21 protein-coding genes are annotated in these 18,783 nt (G+C 53.6%); 6 read left to right on the forward strand and 15 right to left on the reverse strand.

All coding sequences use genetic code 11. From position 1 onward, the window contains the following. Both KP80_RS11070 and KP80_RS11075 read left to right on the forward strand, forming a co-directional pair. Window positions 1–1,326: an amino acid permease gene (locus KP80_RS11070; protein WP_052283702.1), complete on the forward strand. Its 1,326-nt coding sequence runs from the start codon at window positions 1–3 to the stop codon at window positions 1,324–1,326. Between the two features lie 16 nt (window positions 1,327–1,342). Beyond that, window positions 1,343–2,647: a serine dehydratase subunit alpha family protein gene (locus tag KP80_RS11075; protein ID WP_052283703.1), complete on the forward strand. Its 1,305-nt coding sequence runs from the start codon at window positions 1,343–1,345 to the stop codon at window positions 2,645–2,647. A 33-nt stretch (window positions 2,648–2,680) separates the two neighbouring features. Here the strand turns inward: KP80_RS11075 and KP80_RS23220 are convergent, their stop codons facing one another. Both KP80_RS23220 and KP80_RS11080 read right to left on the reverse strand, forming a co-directional pair. Beyond that, entirely contained in the window at window positions 2,681–2,845 is a 165-nt protein-coding gene (locus KP80_RS23220) for a hypothetical protein (protein WP_197276155.1), read from the reverse strand. A 22-nt stretch (window positions 2,846–2,867) separates the two neighbouring features. Beyond that, window positions 2,868–3,569, reverse strand: coding sequence for a pirin family protein (locus KP80_RS11080; protein WP_052283704.1), 702 nt, complete (start codon window positions 3,567–3,569; stop codon window positions 2,868–2,870). A 104-nt stretch (window positions 3,570–3,673) separates the two neighbouring features. Here KP80_RS11080 and KP80_RS11085 point away from each other — a divergent pair, with 104 nt between their 5' ends. Next, window positions 3,674–4,570, forward strand: coding sequence for a LysR family transcriptional regulator (locus KP80_RS11085; protein WP_052283705.1), 897 nt, complete (start codon window positions 3,674–3,676; stop codon window positions 4,568–4,570). Between the two features lie 99 nt (window positions 4,571–4,669). On the opposite strand, the gene KP80_RS11090 is transcribed toward KP80_RS11085, so the two are convergent. The 11 genes from KP80_RS11090 to KP80_RS11140 all read right to left on the reverse strand — a co-directional run bounded on the left by KP80_RS11090 (window position 4,670) and on the right by KP80_RS11140 (window position 12,099). Continuing rightward, the gene (locus KP80_RS11090; RefSeq protein WP_052283706.1) at window positions 4,670–5,035 is read right to left on the reverse strand and encodes a DUF805 domain-containing protein; all 366 of its coding nucleotides are present in this window, start codon (window positions 5,033–5,035) and stop codon (window positions 4,670–4,672) included. Window positions 5,036–5,162: 127 nt separating this feature from the next. Continuing rightward, window positions 5,163–6,149: a glutathione S-transferase family protein gene (locus tag KP80_RS11095; RefSeq protein ID WP_052283707.1), complete on the reverse strand. Its 987-nt coding sequence runs from the start codon at window positions 6,147–6,149 to the stop codon at window positions 5,163–5,165. Between the two features lie 106 nt (window positions 6,150–6,255). Next, entirely contained in the window at window positions 6,256–6,648 is a 393-nt protein-coding gene (locus KP80_RS11100; protein WP_052283708.1) for a DoxX family protein, read from the reverse strand. A 346-nt stretch (window positions 6,649–6,994) separates the two neighbouring features. Then, on the reverse strand, window positions 6,995–7,276 hold the full coding sequence (locus tag KP80_RS11105; RefSeq protein WP_052283709.1) for a YqjK-like family protein: 282 nt from the start codon (window positions 7,274–7,276) through the stop codon (window positions 6,995–6,997). After that, a complete protein-coding gene (locus tag KP80_RS11110) occupies window positions 7,273–7,671 on the reverse strand; it encodes a phage holin family protein (protein ID WP_052283710.1) in 399 nt (132 codons plus the stop codon). Before KP80_RS11110 ends, KP80_RS11105 begins: the two co-directional genes overlap by 4 nt. 2 nt (window positions 7,672–7,673) lie before the next feature. Beyond that, window positions 7,674–7,979: a DUF883 family protein gene (locus KP80_RS11115; protein WP_052283711.1), complete on the reverse strand. Its 306-nt coding sequence runs from the start codon at window positions 7,977–7,979 to the stop codon at window positions 7,674–7,676. A gap of 26 nt (window positions 7,980–8,005) precedes the next feature. Then, window positions 8,006–8,374 carry a DUF1090 domain-containing protein gene (locus KP80_RS11120; RefSeq protein ID WP_052283712.1) on the reverse strand — a complete coding sequence of 123 codons (369 nt, stop codon included), beginning with the start codon at window positions 8,372–8,374 and terminating at the stop codon, window positions 8,006–8,008. A 154-nt stretch (window positions 8,375–8,528) separates the two neighbouring features. Continuing rightward, entirely contained in the window at window positions 8,529–8,909 is a 381-nt protein-coding gene (gene mzrA, locus KP80_RS11125; RefSeq protein WP_052283713.1) for an EnvZ/OmpR regulon moderator MzrA, read from the reverse strand. A gap of 2 nt (window positions 8,910–8,911) precedes the next feature. After that, complete coding sequence (yqjA, locus tag KP80_RS11130) at window positions 8,912–9,574, reverse strand: DedA family general envelope maintenance protein YqjA (RefSeq protein WP_052283714.1); 663 nt, start codon at window positions 9,572–9,574, stop codon at window positions 8,912–8,914. Between the two features lie 315 nt (window positions 9,575–9,889). Beyond that, window positions 9,890–10,666 (reverse strand): transcriptional regulator ExuR, encoded by a 777-nt coding sequence (exuR, locus tag KP80_RS11135; RefSeq protein ID WP_052283715.1) that lies wholly within the window; start codon window positions 10,664–10,666, stop codon window positions 9,890–9,892. 128 nt (window positions 10,667–10,794) lie between these two features. Further along, window positions 10,795–12,099: an MFS transporter gene (locus KP80_RS11140; RefSeq protein WP_052283750.1), complete on the reverse strand. Its 1,305-nt coding sequence runs from the start codon at window positions 12,097–12,099 to the stop codon at window positions 10,795–10,797. Window positions 12,100–12,570: 471 nt separating this feature from the next. Here KP80_RS11140 and uxaC point away from each other — a divergent pair, with 471 nt between their 5' ends. From uxaC to KP80_RS11155, 3 genes are all read left to right on the forward strand, one after another. Next, window positions 12,571–13,983 (forward strand): glucuronate isomerase, encoded by a 1,413-nt coding sequence (uxaC, locus tag KP80_RS11145; protein WP_052283716.1) that lies wholly within the window; start codon window positions 12,571–12,573, stop codon window positions 13,981–13,983. Window positions 13,984–13,997: 14 nt separating this feature from the next. Next, window positions 13,998–15,485 (forward strand): UxaA family hydrolase, encoded by a 1,488-nt coding sequence (locus KP80_RS11150; protein ID WP_052283717.1) that lies wholly within the window; start codon window positions 13,998–14,000, stop codon window positions 15,483–15,485. A gap of 84 nt (window positions 15,486–15,569) precedes the next feature. Continuing rightward, a complete protein-coding gene (locus KP80_RS11155; protein WP_052283718.1) occupies window positions 15,570–16,121 on the forward strand; it encodes a YgjV family protein in 552 nt (183 codons plus the stop codon). Between the two features lie 19 nt (window positions 16,122–16,140). Here the strand turns inward: KP80_RS11155 and sstT are convergent, their stop codons facing one another. Continuing rightward, window positions 16,141–17,391, reverse strand: a complete 1,251-nt coding sequence (gene sstT, locus KP80_RS11160; protein ID WP_052283719.1) for a serine/threonine transporter SstT — start codon at window positions 17,389–17,391, stop codon at window positions 16,141–16,143. A gap of 366 nt (window positions 17,392–17,757) precedes the next feature. Beyond that, window positions 17,758–18,726, reverse strand: coding sequence for a TerC family protein (locus KP80_RS11165; protein ID WP_052283720.1), 969 nt, complete (start codon window positions 18,724–18,726; stop codon window positions 17,758–17,760). Between the last annotated feature and the right edge of the window lie 57 nt (window positions 18,727–18,783).

Genomic DNA, 18,783 nt, shown 5'->3' on the forward strand with positions numbered 1-18,783 from the left:
ATGGAAACAATCTCAATTACCCCGGCGCCAACCTCGAGCGCAGCAGCACGAGCGGGCATGTCGGAAAGCGAATGGCAGGCGGCAATTAAATTCGACAGTACCGATGTGGGCTGGGTCATTATGAGTATCGGGATGGCTATCGGCGCGGGGATTGTATTTTTGCCCGTCCAGGTGGGATTAATGGGCCTGTGGGTGTTCCTGCTCTCTTCTATCGTCGGTTATCCGGCGATGTATCTGTTCCAGCGGCTATTTATTAACACCCTGGCAGAATCCCCGGAGTGTAAAGATTACCCGAGCGTAATCAGCGGCTATCTGGGCAAAAACTGGGGCATTTTGCTGGGTGCGCTCTATTTCATCATGCTGGTGATTTGGATGTTTGTTTACTCCACCGCCATCACCAATGACAGCGCCTCGTATCTGCATACGTTCGGCGTCACCGACGGCCTGCTCTCCGAAAACCCATTTTATGGTCTGGTGCTGATCTGCGTGCTGGTGGCTATCTCTTCGCGGGGGGAAAAGCTGCTGTTTAAAGTCTCCAGCTTTATGGTGCTGACCAAGCTGCTGGTGGTCGCGGCGCTGGGCGCATCGATGGTGGGGATGTGGCATCTGTATAACGCCGGTACGCTGCCGCCGATGGGGCTGCTGATTAAAAATGCCATCATCACGCTGCCGTTTACGCTGACTTCCATCCTGTTTATTCAGACTCTGAGCCCGATGGTTATCTCCTATCGTTCGAAGGAGAAATCTCGTGAAGTCGCACGCCATAAAGCGCTGCGTGCCATGAATATCGCTTTCGGTATTCTGTTTGTGGTGGTCTTCTTCTATGCCGTCTCCTTCACCCTGGCGATGGGCCACGATGAAGCGGTCAAAGCTTATGAACAAAACATCTCGGCGCTGGCAATTGCGGCGCAGTTCATCAACGGCAGCGCTGGAGCATGGGTCACCGTGGTTAGCGTCATCCTCAACATTTTTGCCGTGATGACCGCGTTCTTCGGCGTTTACCTTGGCTTCCGTGAAGCGACTCAGGGCATTGTGATTAACCTGCTGCGTCGCAAAATGCCGGAAGAGAAAATCAATCAGAAGCTGGTGCAGCGCGGGATCATGCTGTTCGCCATTCTGCTGGCCTGGAGCGCAATTGTCCTCAACGCACCGGTGCTGAGCTTCACCTCTATCTGTAGTCCTATCTTCGGGATGGTCGGCTGTCTTATCCCGGCCTGGCTGGTTTACAAAGTGCCGGCGCTGCACAAATACAAAGGTGTCTCGCTGGTGATCATCATCATCACGGGTCTGCTGCTCTGTGTGTCTCCGTTCCTGGCATTCTCTTGATTAATTGGTGGTAAAAATGGCTGAAGTGAAAATGAACCCGCTATGGGACGTGCTGATTCAGGCGGTAAAACAGAACGTCAAACCCGCAATGGGTTGTACCGAGCCGGTGTCACTGGCGTTAGCCAGCGCCATTGCGGCCTCGCATCTGGCCGGTCGAGTCATCCGTGTTGACGCCAAAGTTTCACCCAATCTGATGAAAAACGGTATGGGTGTTACCGTACCCGGCACGGGAATGGTGGGGCTACCGATTGCCGCCGCTGTGGGGGCACTAGGCGGTGATTCGCAGGCCGGGCTGGAAGTGCTGAAAAGCGCGTCGGTGGATGCCATTGCCGCAGGCAAGCTGCTGCTCGCCAGTGGTAAGGTCTCGGTGGCTATCCAGGAACCGTGCGATGAAGTGCTGTATGCCAGCGCCACGGTTTACACGACGGATGAGTCGGCGACGGTCACCATCGCCGGTGGCCATACACGGGTTATCCGTATTGTGAAGAACGGCGTTGTTCTGCTGGATGCTGGTGGTTGTGCGGGGACGGGAGAGGAGACGGCGGTATCGCTGGAAAACGTGACCTTGGCGCAGGTGGTGGAATTTGCCGAACAGGTGCCGTTTGAACGCATCAGTTTTATTCTTGATGCGGCGCTGCTCAACGATGCGCTGTCTCATGAGGGGCTGCGCGCGCCATATGGTCTGCACATCGGCGCGACGTTACAGCGCCAGCGTGAGCGCGGGCTGCTGGCGAAAGATCTGTTGAGCGACATTATGATCCGCACTTCAGCGGCCTCCGATGCACGCATGGGCGGCGCCTGTCTACCGGCGATGAGTAACTCCGGTTCTGGTAATCAGGGCATTGCTGCCACCATGCCGGTGGTGGTGGTGGCCGAGCATCTGGGATGTTCACAGGAGAAAATGGCGCGTGGGCTGATTCTGTCGCATATGACGGCTATCTATATTCACCATCAGCTGCCGATGCTTTCCGCGCTGTGCGCCGCCACGACCGCCTCGATGGGGGCTGCCGCTGGGATTTGCTGGCTGATTGACGGCAGCTATCGCTGCATCGCAATGGCGATTAGCAGCATGATTGGCGACGTGAGCGGCATGATTTGCGATGGCGCATCCAATAGCTGCGCAATGAAGGTCTCTACCAGCGTATCGTCGGCGTGGAAAGCGGTGCTGATGGCGCTGGATGAAACTGCTGTTACCGGAAACGAGGGCATTGTAGCCAACGATGTAGAACAGTCGATTAGCAATCTCTGCGCGCTGGCCTGCCACTCTATGCAGCAAACCGACAAGCAGGTGATTGAAATTATGGCGAGTAAAATCGCTTAGCTGAGCGCCCCGGTGGCTGGCCGGGGCCGTTCTTTATACAGCGCTAGCTTCTTCATCCAGACGGCTTTGCGCCTGTACCACAATGGCTTCGAGCTCACTGAGCATCTCTTCAAAACCAAACGCGGCCGGTGCTTCAACCGATGGTGCCGCAGTAACGGCATCAACTGTCTGCTGTTGTTTCTTGTTTTTCTTACTCATTTTGTACTGCTCCCTGCTGGTGCTATACCGGTAAATCTATCAGTAAAGCGCGCAGAGGGGTATCAGCCACCAGTGTGATATTGCTCTCATCGCGAATAAATGCTCCATCACCGCAGGTTAAGGCCTGTTTTTGCGCATCATGGGCGTCTGCGTGCACCGTGCCGTGAATCGACTGCAGGTAGGCGCGTGGGCCATGCAGCTGCAGGCTCACCTGTTCGCCTTTGTCCAACTCGATATGGTGCAGCCATACCTGCTGGCGCAGCTGCAGACTGCCTTCACTGCCGTCCGGAGACGCTAACAGTTGGTGCTCGGAACTGTGCAATTTCATCTTCTGCACACGTGAGTTTTCACGTTCCGGGCAGGCGTCCAGCCAGATTTGGATCCGGGTTAACGATTTGTCTTTGCTGAGGTTATGCTCGCTATAGCTGACGCCAGGCTGAGTGGCAATCAACAGGGCTTCACCGGCCTTGGCCTTCACGTGATGACCTTCGTTATCACGATACTCGGCTTCACCTTCCAGAATCAGGTTAAGGATATCTACTTTCGGGTAGGTCCGCGGCTGGAAGGCGGCGCCGGGCGCGAGCACTTCCTGATTCAGCACGCGCAGAGAGGCGTAACCCAGCAGTTTCGGATCAAAATAATGCCCAAAAGAGAAGGTATAGCGGGCCTGCAGCCAACCGAAGTCAGCTTGTCCGCACTGTTTTGCTGTTCTTGTGGTAATCATCTTCTTGACCCTCCTTTACACTAAAACAATGGTAAAGGTATGGACGCTGCATTGTTAGCCAGATATTCTGCCCGGTATGTTCAAATTTCCTGAATGAGAACGCCATGGCTAAAGAGAGAGCACTGACGCTGGAAGCACTACGAGTAATGGACGCCATCGATAGGCGCGGCAGCTTTGCCGCGGCAGCCGATGAGCTGGGCCGTGTGCCTTCGGCATTGAGCTACACCATGCAAAAGCTGGAGGAAGAGCTGGACGTGGTGTTATTTGACCGCTCAGGTCATCGAACAAAATTCACCAACGTCGGGCGCATGCTGCTGGAACGTGGTCGCGTGCTGCTGGAAGCGGCGGATAAGCTGACAACCGATGCCGAAGCGCTGGCGCGCGGTTGGGAAACCCATCTCACCATCGTCGCAGAGGCGCTGATCCCAACGCCAACGCTATTCCCGTTGGTGGAGAAGCTGGCGACCAAATCCAATACCCAGTTGTCGATTATTACCGAAGTGCTGGCGGGGGCCTGGGAGCGTCTGGAGCAGGGACGTGCGGACATCGTCATTGCGCCGGACATGCATTTCCGTTCATCAACGGAGATCAACTCGCGCAAACTGTACTCGGTGATGAACGTCTATGTTGCTGCACCGGATCATCCGATTCATCAGGAAGCCGAACCGCTTTCAGAAGTGACCCGCGTGAAGTATCGCGGCGTGGCGATTGCCGATACCGCACGCGAACGTCCGGTCCTGACGGTACAGCTATTGGATAAACAGCCGCGATTGACGGTGACGTCGATGGAAGAAAAACGTCAGGCGCTGTTGGCCGGGTTGGGTGTGGCGACGATGCCGTATCCGCTGGTGGAAGAGGATATTGCGCAGGGGCGTCTGCGGGTGGTAAGCCCGGAGTATACCAGCGAGATTGATATCATCATGGCGTGGCGACGCGACAGTATGGGTGAAGCTAAATCCTGGTGTCTGCGTGAAATCCAGAAATTATTGACCGCCAGATAGGGCCCTTGAAGGATTCCCGGCTGGGTAACGTGCCGCCGGGAATGTCCCGGAGTCGGTGCTGGGCACCTCGTCCGGGCTATCTTGTGACGGTGAATACCATCAAGCCAGGCGTTTAGGATCGGGACCAAAGCGGTTATTACCCGGCGTCCCGTTCTGACAGTTGAAGATAATAATCACTATCCAGCCCACGATCGGAATAAGCAGCAGCAGCAACCACCATGCCGAACGGTCGGTGTCGTGCAAACGACGGAACTGTACCGCCCACCACGGCAGAAAGATCAGAATACCGTAAATCGTGGTGAGGATCCCCTCGCCACCGGCACGCTGCCAGCCAAGCATTTTATCCACCACGCTTAACACGGCCGTCAAAATGACGTTCACCAGAATGAACATCCAATACTCTTTACGACGGGCGCGACCGCCAAACCCAATATAGTTACGTATAACGTTGAGATACCAATCCATTTTCATGCCTCTATTAATCATTAATCACTTGTTTTTAAAGCGATCAATCTAAGGATAGTCGTGAATGAAAAGGGGGTAAATATTGGTGGGGAAAAATTAGGGCATCGATAAACGATGCCCTGTGCGCTTAACGGAAGCGTTCGTCACGACCGTGCGGTTCATCTAAATCCTGCCATGGCCCAATGGAGATAATGCCCGTCGGGTTGATGGTTTTGTGGCTGCGGAAATAGTGGGTGCGGATATGGTCAAAGTTGACGGTCTCCGCAATGCCCGGCATTTGGTAGATATCGCGCAGGAAGCCGTGCAGATTGAGGTAGTCACTGATGCGGTGTTTGTCGCACTTGAAGTGGGTGACATAAACCGGATCAAAACGGATAAGCGTGGTCCACAGGCGGATATCGGCTTCGGTCAGCTGATTGCCCGTCAGGTAGCGATGCTGTCCAAGGATTTTTTCCAGACGATCCAGCGAGCTAAAGACTTTTTCGACCGCTTCATCATAGGCTGCCTGGCTGGTGGCAAAGCCAGCCTTATAGACACCATTATTAACAGTGTCATAAATCCAGCCATTCAGCTCATCGATTTGCTCGCGCAGCGCTGGCGGATAGTAGTCACCGGCTTTTGCACCCAGCGCATCAAAGGCGGTGTTGAACATGCGAATGATTTCTGCCGATTCGTTGCTGACGATAGTTTGATTCTTTTTATCCCACAGCACCGGAACCGTTACGCGACCAGAGTAGTTTTGATCGGCGTGTTGATAGAGTTGATAGAGAAACTGGTGCTGATAGAGTGCATCGCCCGTGGCTGCGGGGAAATCAGCATCGAAGGTCCAACCATTTTCCAGCATCAGCGGGTTGACGACGGAAACGGAAATAAACGGTTCCAGTCCTTTCAGCGCTCTAAGAATGAGCGTGCGGTGTGCCCACGGACAGGCGAGGGAAACATACAGGTGATAACGATCTTTTTCAGCGGCAAAGCCTGCATTGCCGCTTGGGCCGGCTTCGCCATCGGCGGTCAGCCAGTTGCGAAAGGCGGAGACTGAACGCTGGAAACGTCCACCGGTGGATTTGGTGTCATACCAGACGTCTTGCCAGACGCCGTCGATTAACTGTCCCATGATGTTCTCCTTTTTAGACTCTACGCGCTCACGTTAGGTCGCCAGAGTTTAGATAGCAAAAGCGAGGAGATGTCTCCTCGCTTTTTATTCATTCAGTATAGTGCGCTTACCATTTTTTATTCAGTACACGGTCGATACTGAATGCGCCTGGACCGGTGATACCCAGCAGCAGGTAGCCGCCAGCGATGGTCAGGTTTTTCATGAACATCAGAGAGTTCATACCTTCAGCAAAGTTGCTGTGGAAGATGAACGCGGTCAGCAGGGTGAAGCCTGCGGTGAACAGCGCAGTGGTACGGGTCAGGAAACCGAACAGAATGGCCAGACCGCCGCCGAACTCAAGCAGGATGGTCAGTGGCAGCAGGAACCCTGGGACGCCCATGGCTTCCATATACTGCTGTGTACCCGCATACCCGGTGATTTTGCCCCAGCCAGCTGTGATAAACAGAATTGGCATCAGAATACGAGCAACCAGGAAACCAACATCTTCTAATTTTTTCATCTTTCTCTCCAGAGAACCTTGCGGGTAGTTAAACCATATTATTGAGCGTTTACACGTCGATAGCGTGTATCTGCTGTCGATGGAGAGAAATATAACCGCGGCGTTCGGCAATTGTTAGCAAGGAAAACTGTTGAACTTCTTCAAAGAATCTGAGCAACGATGTATGGCAGCATGATTTTTGCCGTCTCTTCACGTCGTGTTGGCTAAGGTCTTTATTCAGCAGCGTGGTGCGGCGGTTTTACTCTGTAACACGGAGGGGGGGCGGGTGATAGCAGGAATGACCGGTGATATCTGAGCCGGGTATTTCGTTCATACCGTTACTCAGATAACCGGTGTATTCAGAGGGTTAACGCAGTAGATTTTTAGCCATGCGCCAGGTGCTCCAGATACCCAGGCCGCGACGGGCCCAGCGTACCAAAAAGCGAGGATGGCGCAGCGATACCACGGCCATCGCGCTGCTGGCAACAATGGCCCAGGAGCGCAGGCTCACGAGCTTGCCCCAGCCTCGGTCGTAGACATCGGTGGCCTCCAGCCAGTCGCGGCGGCTAGCGATGAGATCCAGCCGTTGCTGCTGAATTTCTCGCAGCAGAACGGCCTTGCGTTCCTCTCGCGACGGTCGAGGGGTCATGGCTTATCGTCCTCAAGCAAAGCGCGATCGTTTGCCAGCTCGTGACGCGTATGGCGCAGCAGCGTTGAACGGCGCGCCTTACGTATTGTCCAGACACCGCCGATAAGCGCCAGCACAAGCAGCGTGCCGGTGGTTGCCATCATGACGTGTAAACGATACTGAGGGTCGACCGCCCAGATGACTAACACCAACAGGCTCATCAGGCCGAAAGCGGTAAACAGCAGGGTAAGCCCTGCCATTAACAGCAGCTGGATGAGGTTCGCTTTCTCCTCTTCCAGCTCGACGACCGCTAATCGCAGCCGCGTTTCCACCATCTGCACCGCGAGGGTGACAATGCGCTGACCAATGCCAAGGATATTTTTTCCCGGGCCTTGTGCGTGGTGAGAATCGTTCATGCTTAACGGCGGGTCAGCAGAACGCCCAGTACCAGGCCTACTGCTGCACCGATTCCGACGCCGGTCCACGGATTTTCACGGACATAGCCATCGGCTTTCGCAGCCGCTTCACGAGTCTGTTTTGCCAGGGCGTCGCTGGTTTCGCCAAGACGGTCACGGCTTTCTTTCAGCGCACTTTCCGCTTTGCTGCGCAGCTTGCTTAACTCTTCCTTGGATTTATCGGTGGAAGTATTCAGGACTTCTTCCAGGGTATCGGACAGGGCTTTAAGCTCTGCACGTAACTGTTCTGATGTCGAATCTTTAGCCATCGTATCTCTCCTGTAAGGGTTTTGACTCAATACGCGCGGGATTCCAGCGCGTTAAGTTCTTGCTGGGCTTCTTTGAGCTTGTGCTCACGTTTAGCCACTTTATCCGCATTACCGGTCTGTTTAGCTTCCTTCAGATCCTGCTCGCGCTCGCGAATCTCATCTTTCTGTTCAGCAATCTTTTCCTGATGATCGGCGCGAAGTTTGCTGTCAGTGCAGTGAGCTTTCACTTCGCTCAGCGCCTTTTTCAAACCGTCGATGCGGTGCTGATTGTTATGCTGTTCGGCATAACCAATCTCGCGCTGGATGTCCTGCTCTTTTTCCTGACACAGTGATGATGCTGCAGCGCTCGCGCTAAGCGAAGCGAGAGTGAGCGCGAGTATGATGCGGTATTTCATGTATGGACCTTCCATTGTGCGAAGTACATCTATTATGTACTTTTCCCAGTACGTGAGTCATGACGTTGCCACACTCACGGTACTAAGCATAGTAAGTAAAATGCGAAATCACCAAAGATAGTGAAATAATTCAGAATCCTGGAAGTCGCTGTTGTTAGCCAAATCGATGGGAGGTGTCGCGGAGAAGGGACAGCCAGCTCGCCGGATCGGTCTCTTCATCCTGCAGAGCGACAACGTACACATGCGGCAGCGTACTATCGAGTACGCGTTTTGCCGCAGCGCTTTGTTCGCTGGACTCAAAGGTAATCAGCAGCGCATCATCTTGTGGCGTGATGCTTTTAAAACGGATTCCGTTCGCGTCCAGGTGATGCGAGATGGAAAAGCCATCGGGCATGTTGGCCTGGTTCATCGGGCGGATCGCTAGCGTGGACTCTTCGCGCTGGAGCGCGGCCCACAGCCAGACCATGATGCACAACATCAGCATCACGCTCAGGCTGAGAGCAAATCGGCGGAGCAGAATGTGGTTAGACCCCATAATTACCCTCGATTACCGTATTTTTTCTTCCACACCACGGCCAGTGAGCCAATCAGACCCACGACCAGCAGTACGACTGGTAGCAGCATCAGACATGACATGAGCGCATCTTCATACTTCTGGAAGACAGGCGTTTTGCCCAGCAGGAAACCTAGCGTGGTCAGAATCAGCACCCACAGCAGACCGCTCATCCAATTGAAGAACTGGAAGCGTGCATTGCTCAGCCCCGAGAGGCCCGCGATAGTTGGCAGCAGCGTACGCACGAAGGCAATAAAGCGGCCAATCAGCAGGGCAGAAAGACCGTGCTTGTGGAATAGATGGTGCGCACGCTGGTGATAGTGTGCAGGAAGATGGGATAGCCAGTTTTGAACGATTCGGGTGTTGCCGAGCCATTTTCCCTGGATATAGCTCAGCCAGCAACCAAGGCTAGCGGCGACCGTCAGAAGAATAAGCGTCTGCGGGAAGCCCATTGCCCCTTTGGCAATCAGCACGCCGACCAGCACGAGTAGGCTATCTCCTGGCAAGAAGGCCGCTGGCAGCAAACCATTCTCAAGGAACAGAATCATAAATAAGACGAAATAGAGCATACCAATCATGGATGGATTAGCGAGGGTTTCGAAATCCTGGTTCCATAAGGCATTTAAAAGTTGGGTTAGTAGTTCCATTCACGATTCCTGGTACATCGATTAACGTAATGCCTGAACGCGCTGCGATATCTTCTCTGTTTTTATTTTAATAGCATCGCGGTAAATACGCGCTGAACAGTCCTTGTTTTGGGCGAAATAAAGTGCAAAACGACAAATTGCATTCAATTGTAACAAATGGTCTGGTTTCTCGTCACAGAAATTGCAAGTTGTTGCTGATTGATTTTGCGGCTTAGTGCGGGGAGAGGCTAGGGGATTTACAAAGGCTTACCCACACTGAAAGTCGGGCAAGCCTTATAGAGATTTCAACGGTTTTGCGAACAGCGCTAACGCCGCTTATTTACCGCCGATTGACACCGTATCAAGGTGAACGACCGGGTTTTCCGCGAACAGATAGCGATCGGCGTTAAATTCGAAATCATCGCTGGTTTCATTGAACAGCATCAGCTTGGTGTTTTCCAGGTGCTGCCACATGGCGATTTTGGCCGCATGCGGATCTTTGCGAATCAGTGCTTTTAAGATTTGGTCGTGGTCATCACACCAGTTATCGACCGTACGTGCGTCGATATGGTCATGCAGTTTCTTCCAGTACGGGTTATGCACGCGCTGAGTCCACATTTTTTCGACAATCGCCGCAAGCGCAGTATTCTGTGTCGCTAGCGCAACCTGTACGTGGAACTGGAGATCCCACTCGGAGTCACGGAAACATTTCTCTTTACGCGCTTTTTCCTGGATCTCCATCAGCTTCATGATGTCCTGCTTGGTGACCTGGGTCGCAGCAAATTCGGCAATGTTGCTTTCAATCAGCTGGCGAGCCTGCAGCAGTTCAAACGGACCGTAGTTGGCAAACTCCAGATTTTCATCCGGTGCCTGATGGTATTTGGCCTGATTGGAAATGACGTGGATACCTGAGCCTTTACGAACTTCAACGTAACCTTCCACTTCCAGCATAATAATGGCTTCGCGGACCACCGTACGGCTAACGCTCTTTTCATCGGCAATGAAGCGCTCCGCAGGCAGTTTATCGCCCACAAGGTAAACACCTTGCTCAATGCGCTCTTTTAACTCAGCGGCAAGTTGCTGATACAAACGGCGTGCGTCGGTGATTTCCATATGCTCTCCAGGCAGGGTACGGCAGATTAAATTTGTTATACCACTTTTACGAGCAGCTAACCACAATTTGAAATGAAAAAGCCGCCTGAATCAAGGCGGCTTTAGAGAAAGCAGACATCGGTAACAGATTAGTTTTGTGTGGCCTGCTGTGTCGGACGGTGGGTATCGGATTCACCATCATCCGCCTGCTTGTTCTGCAGGACGGTCCAGATAACCAGAGCCCCTAACAGGTCGAAGATGGCGAGTACGGCGAACAATGGGCTGAAGCCAATAGTATCCGCCAGCGCACCGACCACCAGAGCAAACATGGTGCTTGCCATCCACGCTGCCATCCCGGTCAGACCGTTGGCGGTAGCCACTTCGTTACGACCGAATACGTCAGAAGACAGTGTAATCAGCGCACCGGACAGAGACTGGTGCGCGAAGCCACCGAGGCACAATAACGCGATTGCAATGTACGGGCTGGTGAACAGACCAATCATCCCTGGGCCAATCATCAGCAGTGCACCCATGGTGACAACCATTTTACGGGACACAATCAGGTTTACGCCAAACCAGCGCTGGAACAGCGGCGGCAGGTAACCACCCAGTACGCAGCCTACGTCAGCGAACAGCATTGGCATCCAGGCAAACATAGCGATTTCTTTCAGATCAAAGCCATACACTTTGAACATGAACAGTGGGATCCAGGCGTTGAAGGTACCCCAGGCTGGTTCTGCCAGGAAACGTGGCAGTGCAATACCCCAGAAACGACGGGTCTGAATAATCTGCCATGGCGACATTTTCTTACCGTTGTTGGTCTGGTGCTGTGCTTCCTGACCGCCAATGATGTAATCGCGTTCTTCGTCAGTTAATTTTTTCTGATCGCGTGGGTGTTTGTAGAAGATGAGCCAGGACATTGCCCAGATGAAGCTCAGGACGCCAGAGATGATGAACGCCATCTGCCAGCTGTGCATCACGATAGCCCACACAACCAGAGGTGGAGCAATCATGCCGCCGATAGAGGAACCGACGTTGAAGTAGCCCACGGCGATAGAACGTTCTTTCGCTGGGAACCATTCGGAGCTGGCTTTCAGACCCGCAGGGATCATCGCTGCTTCAGCAGCACCGACCGCACCACGAGCAATCGCCAGACCACCCCAGCTGCCAGCCAGTGCGGTTGCGCCGCAGAATACGGCCCAGGCAATGGCGAAGAAGGCGTAGCCAATTTTGGTACCCAGAATGTCCAGCACGTAGCCCGCAACAGGCTGCATGACGGTGTAAGCTGCGGAGTAAGCAGCGATGATGTACGAATATTGCTGTGTGGAAATGTGCAGTTCAGCCATCAGAGTTGGCGCTGCTGCTGCCACGGTATTACGCGTCAGGTATCCCAGCACGGTGCCCACGGTCACCAGTGCAATCATGTACCAACGTAATCCTTTAATTTTACGCATGTAAACCTCATCGTTTGTTATCTCTGCGGATTCCGCAGCCATCATCCTGTGCCAGGAGATGATGTTTTTTCGAAGGGCTTACCGAGGACGTGAATCCCGGTACGGCCCGAACTTGCCATTAGTACGTGTGCTGAATTCGGTATCCGTACCGCTCAATCAGGTGTCTATAGCGACCACCGCTAATGCATCGTGTCGATGAATGTGTTCGACGGAGGGCAAGATAACTTGTCATACAACTTTAAAAGGTGAATACCGTCACAAAAGAGGTATTTTCCATAGCGTTTAAGGGGTATATAAGCTAGGCCAGATACGGCGCGGCTTGCAGCGTTGTTTTGCTATTTTTTTTGTCATTTTTTGTCAGGATTTATTGATCTAACTCACGAAAAAATCTTCGGCTCAACGAAATTGGTGTGATAACTTTGTCTGCATTACAGATAAACATCTGACCCACTCGTTGAGAGGAAGACGATAATGACTCCGTTTATGACTGAAGATTTCCTGTTAGATACCGAATTTGCCCGCCGTCTGTACCAGGACTACGCAAAAGACCAGCCGATTTTCGACTATCACTGCCATTTACCGCCTCAGCAGGTTGCCGAAGACTATCGTTTTAAAAACCTGTATGACATCTGGCTGAAAGGCGACCACTACAAGTGGCGTGCGATGCGCACCAATGGCGTTGCAGAACGTCTGTGCACCGGCGATGCGTCTGACCGTGAGAAGTTTGACGCGTGGGCAGCGACCGTACCGCATACGATCGGTAACCCGTTATACCACTGGACTCATCTGGAACTGCGCCGCCCATTCGGCATCACCGGCAAACTGCTGTCACCGACAACCGCGGGTGAGATCTGGGACGAGTGCAACGAGCTGCTGGCGCAGGACAAGTTCTCCGCGCGCGGCATCATGAAGCAGATGAACGTCAAAATGGTCGGCACTACCGATGACCCGATAGATTCTCTGGAGCACCATGCAGCTGTCGCTAAAGATGGCTCTTTCGACGTGAAAGTGCTGCCGAGCTGGCGTCCGGATAAAGCCTTCAACATTGAACAGGCGACCTTCAACGATTACATGGCGAAACTGGGCGAAGTGTCTGACACTGAAATTCGTCGTTTCACCGATCTGCAGACTGCACTGACTAAACGTCTGGATCACTTTGCTGCCCACGGCTGTAAAGTCTCCGACCACGCGCTGGATGTGGTGCTGTTCGCCGAGTCTAACGAAGCGGAACTCGACAGCATCCTGGCCCGTCGTCTGGCTGGCGAAACCCTGAGCGAACACGAAGTGGCGCAGTTCAAAACTGCGGTACTGGTCTTCCTCGGCGCGGAATATGCGCGTCGCGAATGGGTACAGCAGTATCACATTGGCGCATTGCGTAACAACAACCTGCGTCAGTTCAAACTGCTGGGCGCTGACGTTGGCTTTGACTCCATCAACGACCGTCCAATGGCCGAAGAGCTGTCTAAACTGCTGAGCAAGCAGAATGAACAGAACCTGCTGCCAAAAACCATTCTTTACTGTCTGAATCCGCGCGATAACGAAGTGCTGGGCACCATGATCGGTAACTTCCAGGGCGAAGGTATGCCAGGCAAGATGCAGTTCGGTTCCGGCTGGTGGTTCAACGATCAGAAAGACGGCATGGAACGTCAGATGACGCAGCTGGCACAGCTGGGCCTACTCAGCCGCTTTGTTGGCATGCTGACCGATAGCCGTAGCTTCTTGTCTTACACTCGCCATGAATACTTCCGCCGCATTCTGTGCCAGATGATTGGCCGTTGGGTTGCCGCGGGCGAAGCGCCTGCCGACATCCAGCTGCTGGGTGAGATGGTGAGAAATATTTGCTTTAACAATGCGCGTGACTACTTCGCCATTGAATTGAACTAAGGTCTGGGGTTGGTATGCAATACATCAAGATCCATGCGCTGGATAACGTCGCGGTAGCGCTCGCTGACTTGGCTGAAGGAACCGAAGTGACCGTTGATGGCCAGGCGATAACCCTGCGTCAGGCGGTAACGCGTGGCCATAAATTCGCTTTACGCGATATTGCGAAAGGCGAAAACGTCATCAAATATGGTTTGCCAATTGGGCATACGCTGGTTGATGTGGCGGCGGGTGAGCACATTCATGCGCACAACACTCGCACCAATCTTAGCGATTTGGACACGTATAGCTACCAACCGGATTTCCAGGCTGAAGTTGCACAGCCAGCCGATCGTGAGGTACAGATCTATCGCCGTCCGAACGGTGAGGTTGGGGTGCGTAACGAACTGTGGATCCTGCCGACCGTGGGCTGCGTTAACGCGATGGCTCGCCAGATGCAGACGCGCTTTCTCAAAGAGAGCAACGAGGCTGAAGGTATCGACGGCGTTCATCTCTTCAGTCACACCTACGGCTGCTCGCAGCTGGGTGATGACCACATTAACACCCGTACCATGCTGCAAAATATGGTGCGTCACCCGAATGCGGGGGCGGTGCTGGTGGTCGGTCTTGGCTGTGAGAACAACCAGATTGATGCTTTCCGCGAAACCTTAGGAGAGTTCGATCCCGAACGCGTTCACTTCATGGTCTGCCAACACCAGGAAGACGAAGTGGAAGCCGGGATCGAACACCTCCGCCAGCTTTACGATGTCATGCGTCATGACACACGCGAGCCGGGCAAACTGAGCGAGCTGAAGTTTGGTCTGGAGTGCGGTGGGTCTGATGGCCTGTCCGGTATCACCGCCAATCCGATGCTGGGTCGCTTCTCTGACTACGTGATTGCCAACGGCGGCACTACCGTGCTGACTGAAGTACCGGAAATGTTTGGTGCCGAACAGTTGCTGATGGATCACTGCCGCGACGAAGAGACCTTCGGCAAGTTGGTGACCATGGTCAATGACTTTAAGCAGTACTTCATTGCGCATAATCAGCCGATTTACGAGAACCCATCCCCGGGCAACAAAGCTGGCGGTATCACCACGCTGGAAGACAAATCGCTGGGTTGCACGCAGAAAGCGGGCTCAAGCCAGGTAGTTGACGTGCTGCGTTATGGCGAGCGTCTGAAAACCCACGGGCTAAACCTGCTGAGCGCGCCGGGCAACGATGCCGTCGCGACCAGCGCACTGGCGGGTGCGGGCTGCCATATGGTGCTGTTCAGCACCGGTCGCGGTACACCATACGGTGGTTTTGTGCCAACGGTGAAAATTGCTACCAACAGCGAACTGGCGGCGAAGAAAAAACACTGGATCGACTTTGATGCCGGCCAGCTGATTCACGGCAAAGCAATGCCGCAGCTGTTGAATGAGTTTGTCGATACCATTGTTGATTTTGCTAATGGCAAGCAGACCTGCAACGAACGCAATGATTTCCGCGAGCTGGCGCTGTTTAAGAGCGGCGTCACGTTGTAGTAGCACGATTATCTGATACGATAAAACGGCGTTTCAAATTCTGAAGCGCCGTTTTTTTATGGCTTCGTTTTTCAGGGACTCTTCATGACTGCGTATTGGCTTGCCCAGGGCGTAGGTATCATCGCTTTTCTGATCGGTATCACTACCTTTATCAACCGCGACGAGCGTCGTTTCAAATTTCAACTGGCTATCTACAGCGGCGTAATTGGGCTGCATTTTTTCTTGATGGGGGCGATTCCCGCCGGGGCGAGCGCCGAGCTTAACGTGATTCGCACGGTGATTTCGGTCTATACCCGACGCCTGTGGGTGATGTTCTTGTTTATCGCGCTGACGCTGATTATCGGTATCGGTAAACTTCAGCACGCGATGGAAATTCTGCCGGTTATCGGCACGGTGGCCAGTACCTGGGCGCTGTTCCGCTGCAAAGGGCTCACGGTGCGCTGTGTGATGTGGTGCTCCACCGCTTGCTGGGTCATTCATAATTTCTGGCTCGGGTCGATTGGCGGCACGCTGATTGAGGGCAGCTTCCTGGTGATGAACGGCCTGAACATTATTCGCTTCTGGCGCATGCAGCGGAAGGGGATTGACCCGTTTAAGGTCGAGAAGAAAGTACAGAGTGAAAACCCCTCCGCCTGATGGCGAAGGGGCTCAAGAGCTAGCTACGCAGGGCGTCCTTTGCCAGACGTGCATCTTCCGCCTGGCAGACAGCGGCAGTGAACATCACGTCGGTGGAGGAGTTGATGGCGGTTTCGCAGGAGTCCTGCAGTACGCCAATAATAAAGCCGACGGCAACCACCTGCATGGCAATCTCATTGGGAATACCAAACATGTTACAGGCCAGCGGGATCAGCAGTAATGAACCGCCCGCCACGCCGGATGCACCGCAGGCGCACAGCGATGCCACGACGCTCAGCAGCAGCGCCGTGGGCAGATCGACAGCGATACCCAGCGTATGTACGGCCGCCAGCGTCAGCACGGTGATGGTAATCGCCGCCCCCGCCATATTGACCGTTGCCCCCAGAGGAATGGATACCGAGTAGGTATCACGGTCCAGATTCAGCTTCTCACACAGCGACATGTTCACCGGAATGTTGGCCGCCGAGCTGCGGGTGAAGAAGGCGGTTACGCCGCTTTCACGCAGGCACAGGAAAACCAGCGGATACGGGTTGCGGCGGATTTGCAAAAATACCAGCAGCGGGTTTATGACCAGCGCGACCACCGCCATACAACCAATCAGCACCAGCAGGATCTGCGCATAGCCCCACAGCGCTGAGAAACCGGTGGTGGCAAGCGTGGAAGAGACCAGACCGAAGATACCGATAGGTGCGAAACGGATAACCACTTTCACGATAAAGGTCACCGCATTCGACAGATCGTTGACCAGATTTTTGGTGGTGTCGTTGCTGTGGCGTAGAGCAAAGCCCAGGCCTACCGCCCACACCAGAATACCGATGTAGTTGGCGTTAATCAGCGCGTGAATAGGGTTAGCGACGATGCTCATCAGCAGGCCATGCATGACCTCAACGATACCGGTTGGTGGCGTGATATCCGTGGCTCCGGTCGTCAACTGCAGCGTCGATGGGAAGAGAAAGCTCACTACCACAGCGGTTAACGCCGCTGCAAAGGTACCAAACAGATAGAGCCATAAAATAGGGCGGATGTTGGTTTTCTGTCCCTGCTGGTGGTTAGCGATTGACGCCATCACCAGCGTTAATACGAGGACAGGGGCGACGGCTTTCAGCGCGCCGACGAACAGCGTACCGAGCAGGCCGGTGGCTTCCGCGGCAGGTTTGGAAACCAGTGCCAGCGCAATACCAAGGATAAGCCCAACCAGGATCTGTTTGACCAGACTACCCCGGGTTAGAAAACGCATAAAGCCGGATGATGCGGGTTGTTGTGTCATCATTGCATTCCTTAAGATGATGAGTTGTGTCTTTCCAGCGACGTATTATTTGTTACGTTTATGTCTGGATGTAAAAAAATGTTTGCTCGATCGAGTATAAGGAAAGTCTTCGCTTGGGGAAGTACAAAATGCTGGAATTTACGCCACGCGTCATATTTCTTAACTAATTATTTACATTTTTGCGGCGCAAATATGAACTGGAGGCCAACACTGTCCACTTAAGCAAAGCGATTAGGGGAAACGCCGGGATTTGGTTCCCGGAGGGATGCCAAACTCGATGGTCGCCCCGCGTATCTCACTCTTAAACTCACGGTGCTCAACTTGAGGCGGAATTTGGACGAGCCACGCGCGGCTCGTCCAGAAAGGGAATTACATTATCTGCTTTTTCGCATCGTTGCGGTGATTCACCCACGCGTTAATCAGCAACGTGAGCAACAGAATGCCGCCCACCACGCCCAATGAAACGGAAATTGGGATGTGGTAGAAATCAACGATCAGCATCTTGATACCGATAAATACCAGGATCACCGATAGCCCGTACTTCAGCATGGAGAAGCGCTCTGCGACGCCTGCCAGCAGGAAGTACATCGCACGCAGACCGAGGATGGCGAACAGGTTAGAGGTCAGCACGATAAACGGATCGGTGGTCACCGCGAAGATCGCCGGAATGCTATCGACCGCGAAGATCACATCGCTTAGCTCAACCAGAATCAGCACCAGCAGCAATGGGGTAGCAAACAGCACGCCGTTTTTGCGGGTGAAGAAATGTTCATTCTCGATTTTGTCAGTCATTCGCAGATGGCTGCGCAGCCAGCGTACCAGCGGTTTGTCGCCGATGCCGCCTTCATCTTCTTTCGCCAGCGCCATTTTGACACCGGTGAACAGCAGGAACGCGCCGAAAATATACAGCAGCCATTCGAACTGGGAGATAAGCCAGCTACCGGCGAAGATCATGATGGTACGCAGAACGATAGCACCTAGCACGCCGTAGACCAGTACTCGACGCTGTAGTGCAGCAGGCACGGAGAAGTAGCTAAACAGCATCAGCCAAACGAAGACGTTGTCGACCGCCAGCGATTTTTCAATCAAGTAGCCGGTGAGGAATGCCAGCGCCTGTGGGTCAGCCACCGCACGTCCCTGGGTCTGTACCAGATACCACCAGAAGGCTGCGTTAAACAGTAAAGAGAGGGTGACCCAGACCAGCGACCAGCTGGCAGCCTGTTTCATCGACATCGTATGAGCGCCGCGACGGCCCTGTAATAACAGGTCGATGGCGAGCATGATAACCACCACAACCGCGAATCCGCCCCACAGCAACGGTGTGCCGACTGTATTCATAACTATTTTCCTTACGCATAAAAAAACGGCTAACGTCAGAAGACGATAGCCGTTGCT

Origin of the sequence: Kluyvera genomosp. 1 (genome assembly GCF_001266615.1) — a bacterium.
In the GTDB taxonomy this organism is placed as follows: domain Bacteria; phylum Pseudomonadota; class Gammaproteobacteria; order Enterobacterales; family Enterobacteriaceae; genus Kluyvera; species Kluyvera cryocrescens_A.